Origin of the sequence: Bartonella sp. AA89HNZF (assembly GCF_042196905.1) — a bacterium.
Taxonomy (GTDB): Bacteria; Pseudomonadota; Alphaproteobacteria; order Rhizobiales; family Rhizobiaceae; genus Bartonella.
In genome coordinates, this window is sequence record NZ_JBHIRD010000021.1 from 12,322 (window position 1) to 28,145 (window position 15,824).

The 15,824-nt window shown below is 38.2% G+C and carries 12 protein-coding genes, 1 tRNA gene and 2 pseudogenes; 10 read left to right on the forward strand and 5 right to left on the reverse strand.

From position 1 onward, the window contains the following. Positions 1–22: 22 nt before the first annotated feature. The 6 genes and pseudogenes from ACFIN0_RS08135 to ACFIN0_RS08160 all read left to right on the forward strand — a co-directional run bounded on the left by ACFIN0_RS08135 (position 23) and on the right by ACFIN0_RS08160 (position 7,906). Positions 23–96 (forward strand) — tRNA-Cys (locus ACFIN0_RS08135). Between the two features lie 220 nt (positions 97–316). Further along, the gene (locus ACFIN0_RS08140) at positions 317–991 is read left to right on the forward strand and encodes a protein-L-isoaspartate O-methyltransferase (RefSeq protein WP_375607444.1); all 675 of its coding nucleotides are present in this window, start codon (positions 317–319) and stop codon (positions 989–991) included. A gap of 108 nt (positions 992–1,099) precedes the next feature. Beyond that, a complete protein-coding gene (locus ACFIN0_RS08145) occupies positions 1,100–2,350 on the forward strand; it encodes a TolC family outer membrane protein (protein ID WP_375607443.1) in 1,251 nt (416 codons plus the stop codon). A gap of 252 nt (positions 2,351–2,602) precedes the next feature. Then, positions 2,603–3,157, forward strand: coding sequence for a DUF2497 domain-containing protein (locus ACFIN0_RS08150; protein WP_375610894.1), 555 nt, complete (start codon positions 2,603–2,605; stop codon positions 3,155–3,157). Between the two features lie 148 nt (positions 3,158–3,305). After that, a complete protein-coding gene (locus ACFIN0_RS08155; RefSeq protein WP_375607441.1) occupies positions 3,306–6,029 on the forward strand; it encodes a valine--tRNA ligase in 2,724 nt (907 codons plus the stop codon). A 1,137-nt stretch (positions 6,030–7,166) separates the two neighbouring features. Beyond that, a pseudogene (locus tag ACFIN0_RS08160) lies at positions 7,167–7,906 on the forward strand (tetratricopeptide repeat protein). A 138-nt stretch (positions 7,907–8,044) separates the two neighbouring features. On the opposite strand, the gene ACFIN0_RS08165 reads toward ACFIN0_RS08160, so the two are convergent. From ACFIN0_RS08165 to xth, 5 genes are all read right to left on the reverse strand, one after another. Continuing rightward, positions 8,045–8,791 (reverse strand): amino acid ABC transporter ATP-binding protein, encoded by a 747-nt coding sequence (locus ACFIN0_RS08165; RefSeq protein WP_273791447.1) that lies wholly within the window; start codon positions 8,789–8,791, stop codon positions 8,045–8,047. Between the two features lie 11 nt (positions 8,792–8,802). Then, positions 8,803–9,519, reverse strand: a complete 717-nt coding sequence (locus ACFIN0_RS08170) for an amino acid ABC transporter permease (RefSeq protein ID WP_375612443.1) — start codon at positions 9,517–9,519, stop codon at positions 8,803–8,805. A gap of 2 nt (positions 9,520–9,521) precedes the next feature. Beyond that, positions 9,522–10,274, reverse strand: a complete 753-nt coding sequence (locus ACFIN0_RS08175; RefSeq protein WP_375612442.1) for an amino acid ABC transporter permease — start codon at positions 10,272–10,274, stop codon at positions 9,522–9,524. 141 nt (positions 10,275–10,415) lie between these two features. Then, positions 10,416–11,321: a transporter substrate-binding domain-containing protein gene (locus ACFIN0_RS08180; protein ID WP_375607438.1), complete on the reverse strand. Its 906-nt coding sequence runs from the start codon at positions 11,319–11,321 to the stop codon at positions 10,416–10,418. Positions 11,322–11,446: 125 nt separating this feature from the next. Further along, positions 11,447–12,229, reverse strand: a complete 783-nt coding sequence (gene xth, locus ACFIN0_RS08185; protein ID WP_375607437.1) for an exodeoxyribonuclease III — start codon at positions 12,227–12,229, stop codon at positions 11,447–11,449. A gap of 487 nt (positions 12,230–12,716) precedes the next feature. Between xth and rpsL the strand changes: the two genes are divergently transcribed. From rpsL to ACFIN0_RS08205, 4 genes and pseudogenes are all read left to right on the forward strand, one after another. After that, positions 12,717–13,088, forward strand: coding sequence for a 30S ribosomal protein S12 (rpsL, locus tag ACFIN0_RS08190; protein ID WP_005773262.1), 372 nt, complete (start codon positions 12,717–12,719; stop codon positions 13,086–13,088). Between the two features lie 18 nt (positions 13,089–13,106). Beyond that, positions 13,107–13,577: a 30S ribosomal protein S7 gene (rpsG, locus tag ACFIN0_RS08195; RefSeq protein WP_273791452.1), complete on the forward strand. Its 471-nt coding sequence runs from the start codon at positions 13,107–13,109 to the stop codon at positions 13,575–13,577. 24 nt (positions 13,578–13,601) lie between these two features. Then, positions 13,602–15,686 (forward strand): elongation factor G, encoded by a 2,085-nt coding sequence (gene fusA / locus ACFIN0_RS08200; RefSeq protein ID WP_375607436.1) that lies wholly within the window; start codon positions 13,602–13,604, stop codon positions 15,684–15,686. A gap of 62 nt (positions 15,687–15,748) precedes the next feature. Beyond that, positions 15,749–15,824, forward strand: a pseudogene (locus ACFIN0_RS08205) (elongation factor Tu); the annotation flags it as partial.

The window sequence follows — 15,824 nt, forward strand, 5'->3', positions numbered from 1 at the left end:
AAACCTTTATGTTTGTTGACGAGGCCTCGTGGCGGAATGGTTACGCAGAGGACTGCAAATCCTTGTATCCCGGTTCGATTCCGGGCGAGGCCTCCAGCCGATTTTAAACGAAACGGCTTTTAGGGGAGATGAGGTATAGGAAAATAGATTATTTCCCTCTATTCTTGTGAAGACACTTTTATGTGAGAGATTATATAGTTAAAATCTAATTGTTGACTGTGGCGTCCTTTTTTGTAACACCTATAGTTTAAGAGATCTTCGTCCCTTATTGTCGCTGTTTTGTTTGTTTTTTGTAGGTTAGGAGAAAATATTCGTTATGGTTGCAGATTTTGCTGAGCTTCGTCGCAAAATGGTTGACAATCAAATTCGTACAGTCGATGTAACGGATTTATCAGTTCTTGAAGCCTTTTTAACGGTATTTCGTGAAGATTTTGTATCGGAAGATATGAAAATGTTAAGTTATCTTGATACCGATATTGTTCTATGTCCAGTGCAAGATGGGGTTCCTGCACGCTATTTGATGAAACCTGCGTCTCTAGCAAAATTACTACAGCTTGCCGCTGTAAAATCATCAGATGTTGTTTTAGATATTGGTGCAAATAGTGGTTATTGTGCAGCGTTGCTTGCAAAACTTGCAGGGTCTGTGATTGCGCTGGAAAGTGATCAATCTCTCTTTGAACGTGCTCTTGACGCTTTAGAACGTAATCAATGTGATAATGTGGTTGTCGTTCATGGTCCTTTAGAGCAAGGATATGCCGTTGAGGGACCTTATGATGTGATTTTCATTGAGGGATCTGTTGATTTTATTCCTCAAGGTATCTTTGATCAAATGAAAGACTGTGGACGTCTTGTTGTGGTTGAAGGGCATGGAAATGCTGCTATTGCACAAATCTATATAAAAGAAGATGGGATCATCTCGGCTCGTCGTGCTTTTAATCTTGCTGTAAAGCCTCTTCCTTGTTTTTTAAAAACACCTGGTTTTGTATTTTAGAGCTTGTTTGTTCGGTGAATAAAAGATAATTTCGTAATTTATTTGGGGTATGTTGTTGTGTGTATTGTGTTAAAAATAAACAAGAAGTTTCAGGCATGTTTGTTGTTGGTGTTGAGTATTTTTTTATCAGAGACTGTTTGTGCTGAAACATTGATGGATGCCTTTTCTAAGGCTTATAAACACAATGCTAAGTTGAATAGTGAACGTGCAGCTGTGCGTATATCCAGAGAGGATGTTGTTATTGCGCGATCGGGGTTGTTGCCACAAGTTGAGGGGGTTGGGAACTATGGGCGCAATAAGTCTTTTACAGGTCCTTATGTCACTTCTGGATCTATAGGCGTGAGATTAAATCAAAGATTATTTGACGGGTTTATCACGCAAAATATCTTTTCTTCAGCGCAAGTTAAGTTGCAGGCTCAACGTGAGTATCTTCGTAATGCTGAACAAAATACTTTTCTGGAAACTGTAACGGCTTATGCTAATGTCTATCAGGCACGTCGTATTGCCGATCTTCGGAGAGAAAATTTGGCAGCTCTTGAAGAGCAAGTTCGTTCCGATAAAGCAAAATTTGATGTGGGTGAGGGAGGGCGTGTTGATCTTGCTCAAGCTCAAGCAGCACGTTCCGTGGCAGTTTCAGAGCTGAGTCTTGCTCGTGCTGATGTAAAAGCAGCCGAGGCAGTGTATCGACAAGTTATTGGTTCTGATCCTGAAAAGTTAAAAAGCCCTCCCGTAGCCAGAGATTTTCCTGCCAACCTTGATATGGCTTACCAGATGAGCGTTTCTATGCATCCAGCAATCCTTTATGCTAAATATTTAGTCGATGCGAGTGTTTACAATGTAAAGGCAAAAGAAGGTGCATTGCTCCCTAAGGTCGATTTTTCTGCGACAGCGTCTTATAATCGAATTTATAGTGGTCCTGGAGAGGATGGCGTTTCTAAATCAATAGGGTTGTCAGTGAGTGTCCCAATTTTTGAAGGAGGGCGTACGTCTGCGCAAATTCGCCAATCAAGGGAACAGCTTGGACAGGCGCAGCTTCAACTCGATTTGGCGCATAGCAATACGCGACAAGCACTTACTTCTGCTTGGTTTCAGTTGGAGGGCGCACGCTCATCTGTTGTTGCTTATCGTGAAAGTGTTCGTGCTGCTGAAATTGCTCTGAAAGGTCGTGTTCAAGAAAATCGCGTAGGGCAAGCAACGACATTGGATGTTTTAAATTCTCGTACTCAATTGATTAATGCTCAAATTGCACTTGCAATGGCAGAGCGTAATGCTGTTGTGGCGAGCTATAGTGTTCAATCTTCTATTGGTAAGTTGACTGCAAGTTATTTAGGTTTAAAAACAATTCAATATATCCGATAATACATAAAAGTATCTCTTTGAATCTTATTAAATTATTTTAGTTTTTAAAAGATTAGTAAGTCAACAGTTGAATATGTTGAAAGATATTGCGGCGAGATATTATTTTTATAAGTGTAGAAAATTGTGTGTAGCGCCCTCTTTATGACAAGCATATTTGAAAATATCGTAGGAGGCATGTTGATCTTATAATTCTTTTGCATACACTGAAAATATGATTCTATTTGTTGTTGCGTCTTTGAGAGGTTGTAAAGTATGGTACAGAGTTCAAGCGTGTTACGTGAGCCAAGTATGGATGAAATTTTAACATCTATTCGTGAAATAATCGAAGAAAATGCGGTTCAATCTGATCACTTTTTAAATGAAGATGTTGCACTGAATGCTTCAGAAGTGGCATCCGAGGGTATTTATGATACAACCTTATCGGTTGATGATGCTATGAAAGCTTTAGCTGATCGTATTGGTCTTTCTTCTGAAAATCAAGGAGGGAAGATAACGCAAGAGAAAGAGGATATAGAGGCAGAAAATAATACAGTTGGTATGGATATGCAAAAGATGAAGCTTTCTTCTGAAGAACGGAGTTCTGTTTATAAAGCAAAAGAATATGAAGATGAGATAAGAAAATCACAGTCAGACGCTGGAAGGGATGGTCATGTGGAATTGTCTGCATATTGTATTTCTTCTGCAGAAAAGATTGCAAAGGATGTATTGCGTCCGGCTATAGCTGAATGGTTACAGTCTAAATTGCCTGTTTTGCTGGAAGATATTTTGCGTGAAGAGATTGTGAAGGCGATTAAGAAATCGTCTTAATTATTTTTACATTATTTTTATGTTTTTCATTTTATGGGGATTTTGTTTGCGATTGTGCGAGCTCTCTAGTGAATGGCTGAGATTCACGAAATTTTGATCAGGTTTTGATCATATATTGTGTTGTTCAGCGGCGTTATGGATGGATAGAATGTTAGAAAAAAACTATGATGCTGCCTCTATAGAGCAACGGGTTGCAAAGAGATGGGAGACTCGTGGGGCTTTTAAAGCAGGAGTGGGTTCTAAAAGTGGTGCAGAAACTTTTTGCGTTATGCTTCCACCCCCGAATGTTACCGGCTCACTTCATATGGGGCACGCACTCAATACGACAATTCAAGATATAATGGTTAGATTTCAGCGGATGCGTGGCAGGAATGTGTTGTGGCAGCCTGGTATGGATCATGCTGGGATTGCTACACAAATGGTTGTAGAGCGCCAACTTGCAGAACGCCAAGAACCAACGCGTCAAGAAATGGGAAGAGAAAAGTTTATTGAGCGTATTTGGAAATGGCGTTATGAAACTGGAGGCATTATTGCAAACCAGTTGCGCCGTCTTGGGATTTCATGTGATTGGTCGCGTGAGCGGTTTACAATGGATGAGGGGTTGTCGCAGGCGGTTCGTGAAGTTTTTGTCACGCTTTATAAGCAAGGGTTGATATATAGGGATAAGCGCCTCGTCAATTGGGATCCTAAATTGTTGACAGCTATTTCAGATCTTGAAGTTGAGCAAAAAGAAGTTCAAGGACATTTGTGGCACTTTAGATATCCACTTGAAGGTAAAGTTTTTGATCCAAATGATGCGACAACTTTTATAACAGTGGCGACAACACGACCAGAAACAATGCTTGGTGATACAGGAATTGCTGTTAATCCTGAAGATGAGCGTTATAAAAATCTTATCGGTAAAAATGCTCTTTTGCCGCTTGTTGGTCGTCGGTTATTAATTGTTGGTGATATGCATGCTGATCCTGAGGCTGGAAGTGGTGCTGTAAAAATCACGCCAGCCCATGACTTTAATGACTTTGAAGTGGGGCTGCGTAATCATTTACGCTTGATCAATATTTTTACCCCAAAAGCTGAGATTTTTCTCCGTGAGAATGAAGCATTTTTTGATGGTTTGATATTATCAGATGAATTAGAAATGTTAGTAGAAAGTCTCGATAAATCTGATCGTTTTGTTGCGCGCCAGAAGATTGTTGCTTTGATGAAAGAACAGGGATATTTGGCTTCTGTTGATGATCATCCCCATATGGTGCCTCATGGAGATCGCAGTGGTGTTCCTATTGAGCCTTTTTTGACAGATCAATGGTATGTTCATGCTGCTGAATTAGCAAAGCCAGCGATAGAGGCTGTTCAACAAGGAAAAACGCAGTTCGTTCCCGATAACTGGAAAAAGACCTACTTCAATTGGATGCAAAATATTCAACCTTGGTGCATTTCTCGCCAATTATGGTGGGGACATCAGATTCCTGCTTGGTATGGACCTGATGGAACAGTTTTTGTTGAAAAAAGTGAAGAAGAGGCTTTAGATTCAGCCGTTGCTCATTATGGTGAGGTGGTTGAATTAATCCGTGATCCGGATGTTTTAGATACTTGGTTTTCATCAGCTCTTTGGCCTTTTTCAACATTAGGATGGCCCAATAAAACGACTGAGTTGTCTACTTTTTATCCAACATCTTTATGCGTGACAGGGTTTGATATTATTTTTTTCTGGGTTGCTCGTATGATGATGATGGGACTTCACTTTATGGGTGATGTTCCTTTCCCAACGGTTTATGTGCATGCTCTGGTACGGGATCAAAAGGGTGCAAAGATGTCAAAATCTAAGGGAAATATTATCGATCCCTTAGAGCTTGTTGATCAGTATAGCGCTGATGCACTTCGTTTTACTTTGGCTATTATGGCAGCACAAGGTCGTGATGTAAAACTTGATGTTTCCCGTATTGCTGGTTATCGTAATTTTGCTACGAAATTGTGGAATGCTACCCGATTTGCACAGATGAATGGTGTGAAGCATGATCCAGCTTTTAAACCAGAACAAGCAAAACTGGCGCTTAATCGTTGGATTTTAACGGAACTCTCTAAAACGATTTCAGCAGTGACAATTGGTATTGAACACTATAAATTTAATGAGTCTGCCGCTACACTTTATCGTTTCATTTGGAATACACTCTGTGATTGGTATTTGGAACTTCTCAAACCTATTTTTCAGGGGGAAAATGAAGATGCTAAAAATGAGGCTCAAGCTTGTACTGCTTGGGTTTTAGATGAAGTTTATAAACTTCTTCATCCTTTTATGCCGTATATGACGGAAGAGTTGTGGTCTCTTACAGAAACGCAAGCCATCAAGCGTGAGGATATGCTTGCATTGACAAAATGGCCAGAGGAAACATTGATAGATGAAGAAGCTGCTGATGATATTAATTGGCTTATTGATGTCATCACGGGGATTCGGGCTGTACGTTTTGAAATGAATATTCCAGTGGCTACGCAAGCACCTCTTGTTGTTGTTGAAGGAGGGGAAGTAACGCGAGAGCGTGTGAAGCGTTATGATGCACTTCTTAAAAAATTAGCGCGTATTGAAGTTATTGATTTCTCTGATAAAGTTCCGGAAGTATCAGCACAAATGATTTTGGGAGAGGCTGTTTTTTGTTTGCCCTTAGGACAGTTGATTGATTTGGAAGCTGAACGTGTTCGTTTGAGGAAGGATGTTAGTAAAATTGAACAAGATATTGAAAAAATATCGCTTAAGTTAAACAACCCCCAATTTATAGCAAATGCAAAAGCAGAAATTGTTGAGCGTGAGCGGAACAGGGTTTTAGAACTGCGTGCAGCGCAGAAAAAAATATTTGTTGCTTTAGAGCGGTTAGATTGATTTCAGCTTTTTATTTTTTTGATAGATAATTTCATACCAGTAGGGCTGGTATAGATCTTCTTTAAAGGAAACTTTTCTTTTGTTAGTTTTTCATGAACGATCATAAAATCTCTACTGAAATCCATTGTTTTATGTTTATCATTAAAGAGACATCTTTTAAGGCATCCAAGCCTATTCCACGACGTAGATCATGAATGGTATAACGGTAAATCCATTGAGCTTCCCTTCTTTATGCTTGTGAAGTAACAAGCGCTGGGGGCACCATTCTGTCCAATATCCGGACAAGCCTTAGCTCAAACCGTTCGTAAGAGGCATTTTTAGTTCTTTCTTACACAGAGTTTTTATCCACATAGCTCTCTCTACTTGTAATGTGCAAGCGGATGGTTTTGATTGATTTAACATGGAACAAGTTTGGAATGAGAGAATCTTACGATATTCGAGGTCCTCATTCAACATGCAAAATGGTAAAGTATCATTAAAATCAATATCTTGTTTTATTTCTGTAAAATATCATCATTTAGAGTAGCAATATAAGGCATGTAAAATTACATATGTGGTATTTTTTGTATGTAGTGGTGAGTATTCTGAGGTAAAACTTGTGTTAAAGTATGAACTAACCCCATGTGAAATGATGTCAGGTGCAATCTGTTAAACAAAAAGCTGTATTGTTTATAGATTGGCAGAGACAAAAAACTTCATCTTTAAGGTGGTAAGGTAGTTGTGAAGTTATAAGTTAACTATCATCATTATATTTATCCATCTTTCGTATTGTTTTTTATACTTAAACGCTTGCCATTCATCATGTATTCTCTTCGTTCTCAAGTTGCGGTTTAATGCACGTTATTCTATTGAACGATTTTTGCTCATACGTATAAAATTTTAAGATCAATAAATCCTAGAATGTTAAAGGGTGTGTTACAAAATATAGAATGATGATTTATATTTAAAAATCAATTTGTTATATATAAAAATTGATACTTAATTTTATCGAACATTTTGGATGGTTTTTATCTATTTGTTTTTTCTTTTAAAATTTTTACTTTAAAATTGCGTATGCTTCTTACTAAGAAAAAGAGTTTAAATATCTACAAAGAAATTTGTAACAGATATAATCATTAAAATTGAGGTAGGGGGGGAATGGTTAATAGGTTTCAGATATGGAAAAAAGTCACGATTGTTGTGATTTTAGGGGGATTCTTTTCGACTGTTTATGTAATAGATGTCAATAGCTTGCAAGAAGCGAATGATGGTTCGTTTTATTTTTTTAAACGTATAGAAATGGGCATATAAATCAGGCTATTCCAGCACTCCGTTGTGCTGCTAAGAGGGGCCATATCGGTGCGAATTGGAAACTTGGCTACATCTATGCAAAGGGTGATGGTGTTCCTAAAGATGATTACAAGACGTATCATTTTTTTGCATATATCTTTGAAAAAGGTACAGATCTTGGTTCAGAAGATGAAAGTTATGTTTCTGATGCATTGGTTAAACTTGCAGGATATATAAAAAAGGTATTCCTCAATCACCTATGAAACCTGATCCTTCTTATACTGTTTGTCTTTATATGCAGTCTGCGGTAAACTATGGAAATCCTAAAGCTCAGTATCATTTAGGAAAAATATTTTTAAAGGGAGAGGGAAGGGAGAAAAATCCTTTACAAGCCACGATGGTTTAAACTCTCAGCAAAAAAAGGAAATCCTTCTGTTCAAACAATGCTTGGAAATATACTGCTTAAAGAAGGAAAAATTGCCCGTGGGGCAGCAATGTTAACTGCTGCCTATAAAAAAGCTAACGTAAAAGACAAAAATTTGATTCACCCTTTGCAAGAAGAGGCTTTTGCTCTTTGTAATGAATCTGAGAGACGTACAGCAATTTGACTGGTTGCTGAGATTTTAAAGAATAACAGTTTTTAAACATCTTATTGTAATATTTTTACATTCTCTCATCTTATATTAAACTCTGTTTTCTTGTATACAAGTTCATAGTAAAGATAGCTTTTTTTGATAATCTAACGGCTAATGACTTAGGATTTTAGACAAAAATTCTTGCGTTCTCGGTTTTCTTGCTTGCGGATCAGAAAAGAACTCTTTAGATGAGCAGTCTTCAAGAATTGTTCCTTGATCTATGAAAATAACACGCTCCGATACTTTTTGTGCAAATCCCATTTCATGGGTTACACAAATCATCGTCATACCTTCTTCTGCTAAGCTAATCATGACATCGAGTACTTCACCTACCATTTCAGGATCTAGAGCAGATGTTGGTTCATCAAAAAGCATGACAAGTGGATCCATGGTTAAGGCACGTGCAATAGCAACACGTTGTTGTTGCCCTCCAGAAAGTTGACCAGGATATTTATCTTTGTGTTCAATGAGTCCAACGCGTTCAAGATATAACAATCCACGTTCAAGTGCTTCTTTTTTGCTTCGTTTTAGGACTTTGATTTGTGCAATTGTCAAATTTTCTGTGACAGATAAATGGGGGAAAAGCTCGAAGTGTTGAAACACCATTCCTACCTGACTTCGCAATTTAGGCAGATTCGTTTTTTTTGAATGAACAGGTATTCCATTAATCCAAATTTCACCTTTTTGAAAAGGGACGAGAGCGTTAATAGTTTTAATGAGTGTTGACTTTCCTGAGCCTGATGGACCACAAACGACAACGACTTCTCCTTTATTAATATTGGTTGTACAGTTTTTAAGGACTTTAATTTCGCCATACCAATTAGAAACATTTTTTATTTCGATCATATGAGTAGACATTTTTTTTCCTGTTAGCGAATAATGGATACTTTTTTTTGTAAATACAAAACTATTTGTGACAGTGTAAAACAGATAACAAAATAGAAAATAGCTGCTAAGATATAAGCTTCTTGCTTTACACCAAAATTATTAGCAGCAATATCAAAACCATTCAAAAGGCTATGACCACTGATGGCATAAACAAGGGTTGTATCCTGAAAAAGGATAATAACTTGTGTTAAAAAGACTGGAAGCATATCTCTAAAGGCTTGAGGAAGAATGACAATGTACATACTTTGCCAATATGTCATTCCAAGAGCTTGTCCTGCATATTTTTGTCCTTGCGGAACTGAATTGATTCCAGCACGCATAATCTCAGCAAAATAAGCCGTTTCAAATGCGGTAAAGGTAATGAGTGCTGATTTATTTGCACCAATGGATATACCAGTTAAAAAAGGCAGAAGCACGAAAAACCATAAGATAACCATCACAAGTGGTATTGAACGCATAGCTGTTATGTAACTGATTGCAAACCAAGAAAGAAGTTTTATGGAAGAAAGGCGCATCATTGCTAAAAGTGTGCCGAAAACAAACCCCAATACCGTTGCAAAAAGAGTTAGAAAAACGCTAAAGAGTAAACCTGATAAAATGTAAGAACGAAATACATCAAAGGTAAAAAAGGAAAAATCAAAGTCGGAAAAATTGAAAGGAAAATAAAGTCCAAACTGAGAGCTTATGAAATTCACCATATTCAATTTCCCTTTGTTTGAAAATTAGGAATTTTGAGTATTTGTTCAATGACTGTCATCACAATGAATACGAATAAGGCTATTAGAATATAAAGGATCGTAACAAGCAAATAATTTTCGTAAACATGGCTTACTTCTTCAATTGTTTGGTATTGAAATTGCATGAGCTCATTTATTGAAACGGCGAATGCTATAGATGAATTTTTCACAATCCCCATTGCTTCTGAAGTAAGAGGTGGCATAATTGCACGTATAGCACGTGGTAGTATAATATAGCGATAACTTTGATAAGTTGTAAATCCCATTGCCATAGCAGCATAGCGTTGTCCAGAAGGAATCGCTTCAATGCCTGAACGAACCTGTTCAGCAATGCGTGCAGATGTAAAGAATCCCAATGCGCATGTTATTAAGAGAATGGGGGAAAATTTCATCGCTGGTGGATAAATCTTCGGAACAACAAAATACCACAAAAACACTTGTACAAGGAGGGGAATATTACGCATAATCTCTACCCAAATAGTACCGATAGTGCGAAATATATAATTGATTATGGATGTTTTGGGTAAAGTGCGCATTGTTCCTATAATAACACCACACAATACAGCTAATATAAGTGAAGTGATAGACAATATAATTGTATTTTTTAAGCCATCGAGAAGTGTATCTAAATAGGTATGACTTACGCCGGGAGTTCCCAAGCATCCTGTTACCAATGTTTGAGTAAGGTCATCTCTACAAAGGAAAGAAAAGTCCATTAATTGATATTCCCTCAAATTAGTCATTCACAAATAGGACAATAAACCACGCGCATCTACATAGGCCAAATTTATTAAAAAGTGAATTAAAATATAAACCACACTCAATTTCAAAAGAGTGTGGTTCTTCTTTATTAGATTCTATAAATCTTTTTCTGCGTAGCTTTCTCGAGGCTTATTATTTGGGTGATCCCAAGCATATCTTGTTTGTTTTGATAAGGGAAGGTTCATAACAGTGTTAGCAGGTGGGATCGGTTTCATAAACCACTTATTATAAAGCTTTTCCAGTGATTCATCTTTAATCTGACGTACGATACTATCGTTGATTGTTTGTTCAAATTTTTTGTCATGTAATCTGAGCATACAGGCAATAGGTTCGACTGAAAGTACAGTATCAAGAATGACATAATCAGATGGATTCTTTGATTTAGCAATATGTCCAGCAAGAATTGAAGCGTCCATGACAAAAGCATCTGCCTTACCAGATTCTAATAATAAAAAACTATCTCCGTGATCTTTCCCCTTTAAAACCTTAAACTGAATGTTTTTTGCACGTTTATTTTTACGAATAAGTTGAACAGATGTTGTACCGGTGGTCGTTGCAACTGTTTTTCCCTTTAAATCCTCAAGAGATTTAATATTAGAGTTTTTCTTTACAGCAATCCGAACCTCTTCAATGTATGTCGTATAAGCAAATGCTGCTTCTTTACTGCGAGCAATATCATTTGTTGTTGAGCCGCACTCAAAATCATAGGTTTTATTTTTTAAGAGAGGAATTCTATTTTGAGAAGTGATGGGAAGATAATGAATTTTAATTGGTTTACCAATTTTTTTTGAGATATCATCAATGATCCGTTCTGCCATTTCTGTATGAAAACCTACATATTTATTATTACCAAGGGCGTAGGCTAAACCAGACGATTCACGGACACCTAAAGTAATTTCCCCTGTTCGTTTTATTTTTTCAAGAGTATCATGTTCAGCATGTGCGACACTTGTAAAACCAATGGCCGTTGCTGCAATAAGCATTAACAATGATTTCTTCATTTATGTCCTCCATTCATTTATTTTTTATTTTAGGTACTTAAAATATACTGTTTATATGCTGTAGCATAGTTATTATTTTTGAGTGGAATTTTTTTGTTGTCTCATGAAATGAGGATTGTACTTTCTTAATTGATATTAAGGTGAATCCAAACAGGAACGTGGTCGGATGGTTTTTGATATCCCCTTACTTCTGTTTGACTATGAGCGCAAATTAATTGATCAACAGCTTCTGGTGATAATAATAAATGATCAATGCGAATCCCATTATTTTTAGGCCAAGCACCCGCCTGAAAATCCCAAAAACTGAAGGAGGGAGTATCGGTGACATTCCGGATAGCATCATAAAAACCTAAATGAAGAATACATTGGAATGCTTTTCTTGTTTCTCGAAGAAATAAGGCATCTTGATACCATTCTTGAGGTTTTTTTGCATCTAATGGAGTGGGGATGACATTATAATCACCTGCTAGAATAAGAGGTTCTTCATACGCAAGTAATGATTTTGCATGTGTATATAATCTTTCCATCCATTCTATCTTATAGGAATATTTTTCACTCTCAATAGGATTCCCATTTGGCAAATAGAGAGATGCAACACGAACAACACCTTTGTTTGTTGAATAAACAGCTTCAATGTAACGTGTTTGTTTATCATTATCATTGCCTGGTAATCGACGGATCACTTCATCTGGTGTTTTTTTAGAGAGAATCGCAACGCCATTAAAACTTTTTTGTCCGTGTGTTTCTATATGGTAACCTAAATTTTCAATTGTATCGCGTGGAAAATTTTCATCAATACTTTTAATTTCCTGTAAACAGACTATGTCCGGTTGGTTTTGCTGCAGCCATTGACATAATGTTTCATGGCGCGCTTTTATTCCAGCAATATTCCACGTTGCTATTTTCATGGTGCTCATCATTAGATATCAAATATGCAATTCAATTTACTGCATTTATGTTTTACTACAGTCACATCTTTTTTGTTTATAGGGGATATTACTATGGTAAATTAATTTATCAAGAGTAGCGGTAAAAGCAAATTTAAAGCTTTAAAATTTAATTTATTTTCATTTTTAAAAAACTTTCTGCTGTTTAGTTCTTGACGAATGTACGTGTTCTCGCTATTAGGAATGAACATAACCGATGTGGATGTAATCAGGTGTTTTGGATATGAGCCGGAAAATTATTCACAGGTGTTAAGAAGATTAAAAGCAAATGCTAGTGCAAAAGGCTATTGCCTTCTCTGCTTATGGTCGGGTGAACTGTTTTGTGCAGGTGTGCCCGATTTTGTGTGTAGACTTAGATATCTGTTCCGATTTTGTTGGGGTGGATGGAAATTAAGATAGAAAAGCCCTATTGGGTAAGACGAATGTAGATCGAAAAGAGGAAGGTTGCATGCCTACCGTAAACCAGTTGATTCGAAAGCCGCGTGTGGCGCCAGTTAAACGTAATAAGGTTCCTGCTCTGCAGTCGAATCCGCAGAAGCGTGGTGTTTGTACGCGTGTTTATACAACAACACCGAAGAAACCTAATTCTGCTCTTCGTAAGGTTGCTAAAATTCGCTTGACGAATGGATTTGAGGTGATTGGTTATATTCCTGGAGAGGGACATAATCTTCAAGAGCACTCTGTTGTAATGATTCGTGGTGGTCGTGTGAAAGATTTGCCAGGAGTTCGTTATCACATTATTCGTGGTTTGCTTGATACACAGGGTGTCAAGAATCGTAAACAGCGTCGTTCGAAGTATGGCGCAAAGCGTCCAAAATAATATTGAGAGACAAAGCCAATGTCCCGTCGTCATAGAGCAGAAAAGCGTGAGATTAATCCAGATCCAAAATTTGGTGATTTGGTTATTATGAAATTTATGAATGCCATTATGTTTGATGGTAAAAAATCAGTTGCAGAGCGTATTGTTTATGGTGCGCTTGATTCTGTAGAAAAAAGAGTAAAAACAGATCCTGTGGCTCTATTTCATCGAGCTTTAGAGAATGTTGCTCCTCATATTGAGGTTCGTTCACGCCGTGTTGGTGGTGCTACTTATCAAGTTCCGATTGATGTTCGTCCTGACCGTCGTCAGGCTCTTGCTATTCGTTGGTTGATTGCGGCGGCACGTGGTCGAAATGAAACGACGATGGTTGAGCGTTTATCTGGTGAATTGATGGATGCGGCTAATAATCGTGGTTCTGCCGTGAAAAAGCGTGAAGATGTTCATCGTATGGCTGAAGCTAATCGTGCTTTTTCTCACTATCGCTGGTAGAAGTTTTAAACTAAGGCAAATATAATGGCTCGCGAATATAAAATTGAAGATTATCGTAATTTTGGTATTATGGCGCATATTGATGCTGGTAAGACTACGATGACTGAACGTATTCTGTTCTATACCGGTAAGAATCATAAAATTGGCGAGACCCATGATGGTGCTTCTACAATGGATTGGATGGAGCAGGAGCAGGAGCGTGGTATTACGATTACGTCTGCTGCGACAACGACATTTTGGGAAGGGCAGGACGGTCGGAAGCGTCGCTTTAATATTATTGATACGCCAGGGCACGTTGATTTTACGATTGAAGTTGAGCGCTCTTTGCGTGTTCTTGATGGTGCAATAGCCTTGTTGGATGCAAATGCTGGTGTGGAGCCTCAGACGGAAACTGTTTGGCGGCAAGCTGAAAAATATCGTGTGCCTCGTATGGTTTTTGTTAATAAAATGGACAAAATAGGAGCTGATTTCTATCGTAGTGTGGAGATGGTTGGCTCTCGGTTGGGTGCTAAAGCGCTTGTTTTGCAGTTGCCGATTGGTGCTGAAAATGACTTTGAAGGTGTTGTTGATCTTGTAGAGATGAAGGCTTTAAAGTGGGATGGTTCTATTGGTGCCTCGGCGGTAATAAGTGAAATTCCCTCTGATTTAAAGGAGAAAGCTGAAGAATATCGCGAGAAATTGATTGAGATGGCCGTGGAGGTTGATGAAGCTGCGACAGAGGCTTATTTGGAAGGTGTTATGCCAACCAATGAGCAACTTGTTTCTCTCATTCGTCGGGGGACAGTAGAAGTTCAATTTCATCCGGTTCTTTGTGGTACGGCTTTTAAAAACAAGGGGGTGCAGCCACTTTTGGATGCTGTTGTTTCCTATCTTCCTTCTCCAATTGATATCCCGGCGATTAAGGGTATTGATGTAAAGACTGAGGCTGAGACGACACGCGAATCTTCTGATGATGCTCCGCTATCTATGCTTGCTTTTAAAATTATGAATGATCCTTTTGTTGGTTCGTTGACGTTCTGTCGTATTTATTCTGGTAAAGTTCAGAAGGGTATTTCTCTTGAGAATACTGTGAAGAAGAAGAAGGAACGTTTGGGGCGTATGCTTCAAATGCATTCAAATTCTCGTGAGGATATTGAAGAGGCATTTGCTGGTGATATTGTTGCTCTTGCAGGGCTTAAGGAGACGACAACGGGTGATACTCTTTGCGATCCTTTGAAGCCTGTTATTTTGGAGCGGATGGAATTTCCTGAACCCGTTATTGAGATTGCAATTGAACCGAAAACAAAAGCAGATCAAGAAAAAATGGGGATTGCTCTTAATCGTTTAGCGGCGGAAGATCCCTCGTTTCGTGTTAAATCGGATGAAGAATCAGGTCAAACTATTATAGCTGGAATGGGTGAACTTCATCTTGATATTATTGTCGACCGTATGCGGCGCGAGTTTAAAGTTGAAGCAAATGTTGGGCAGCCTCAAGTTGCTTATCGTGAGTCAATTACTAAAATGGCGGAAATTGATTATACGCATAAGAAACAATCGGGTGGTGCCGGTCAATTTGCTCGTGTGAAAATTGTTTTTGAGCCTCATGATGGTGATGATTTTATTTTTGAGTCAAAGATTGTTGGTGGTGCTGTTCCTAAAGAATATATTCCCGGTGTTCAAAAAGGGATTGAGAGTGTTATGGGGTCAGGTCCTCTTGCGGGCTTTCCTATGCTTGGTGTAAAAGCGACTCTCATTGATGGTGGCTATCACGATGTTGATTCTTCGGTTTTGGCTTTTGAGATTGCTGCTCGTGCGGCTTTTCGTGATGGGGCAAAGAAGGCTGGTGCACAGCTTCTTGAACCGATCATGAAGGTGGAAGTTGTTACACCAGATGATTATGTTGGTGATGTTATTGGTGATCTCAATTCTCGTCGGGGACAAATTTCAGGAACTGAAGCGCGCGGCATTGCAACGGTTGTGAATGCAATGGTTCCTTTAGCAAATATGTTTGGTTATGTGAATACTCTTCGCTCTATGAGTCAGGGGCGTGCGCAGTATACAATGCAGTTTGATCATTACGAGCCTGTACCTTCGGCTGTTGCTTTGGAGATTCAAAAGAAATACGCGTAATTTCAGGTTGGTAATTAATTTTTAACTTAGTCCTTGGTTTGGACGGAAAATGGAGAGCTCAAATGGCGAAGAGCAAGTTTGAACGAACAAAACCGCATGTTAATATTGGTACGATTGGTCACGTTGATCATGGGAAGA

Bases quoted from the DNA above. Each gene is read 5' to 3' on its own strand.
- ACFIN0_RS08175 (WP_375612442.1), bottom strand. From the start codon at position 10,274: ATGGACTTTTCTTTCCTTTGTAGAGATGACCTTACTCAAACATTGGTA.
- ACFIN0_RS08150 (WP_375610894.1), top strand. From the start codon at position 2,603: ATGGTACAGAGTTCAAGCGTGTTACGTGAGCCAAGTATGGATGAAATT.
- xth (WP_375607437.1), bottom strand. From the start codon at position 12,229: ATGAAAATAGCAACGTGGAATATTGCTGGAATAAAAGCGCGCCATGAA.
- ACFIN0_RS08170 (WP_375612443.1), bottom strand. From the start codon at position 9,519: ATGGTGAATTTCATAAGCTCTCAGTTTGGACTTTATTTTCCTTTCAAT.
- ACFIN0_RS08155 (WP_375607441.1), top strand. From the start codon at position 3,306: ATGTTAGAAAAAAACTATGATGCTGCCTCTATAGAGCAACGGGTTGCA.
- fusA (WP_375607436.1), top strand. From the start codon at position 13,602: ATGGCTCGCGAATATAAAATTGAAGATTATCGTAATTTTGGTATTATG.
- ACFIN0_RS08165 (WP_273791447.1), bottom strand. From the start codon at position 8,791: ATGTCTACTCATATGATCGAAATAAAAAATGTTTCTAATTGGTATGGC.
- rpsG (WP_273791452.1), top strand. From the start codon at position 13,107: ATGTCCCGTCGTCATAGAGCAGAAAAGCGTGAGATTAATCCAGATCCA.
- ACFIN0_RS08180 (WP_375607438.1), bottom strand. From the start codon at position 11,321: ATGAAGAAATCATTGTTAATGCTTATTGCAGCAACGGCCATTGGTTTT.
- rpsL (WP_005773262.1), top strand. From the start codon at position 12,717: ATGCCTACCGTAAACCAGTTGATTCGAAAGCCGCGTGTGGCGCCAGTT.
- ACFIN0_RS08140 (WP_375607444.1), top strand. From the start codon at position 317: ATGGTTGCAGATTTTGCTGAGCTTCGTCGCAAAATGGTTGACAATCAA.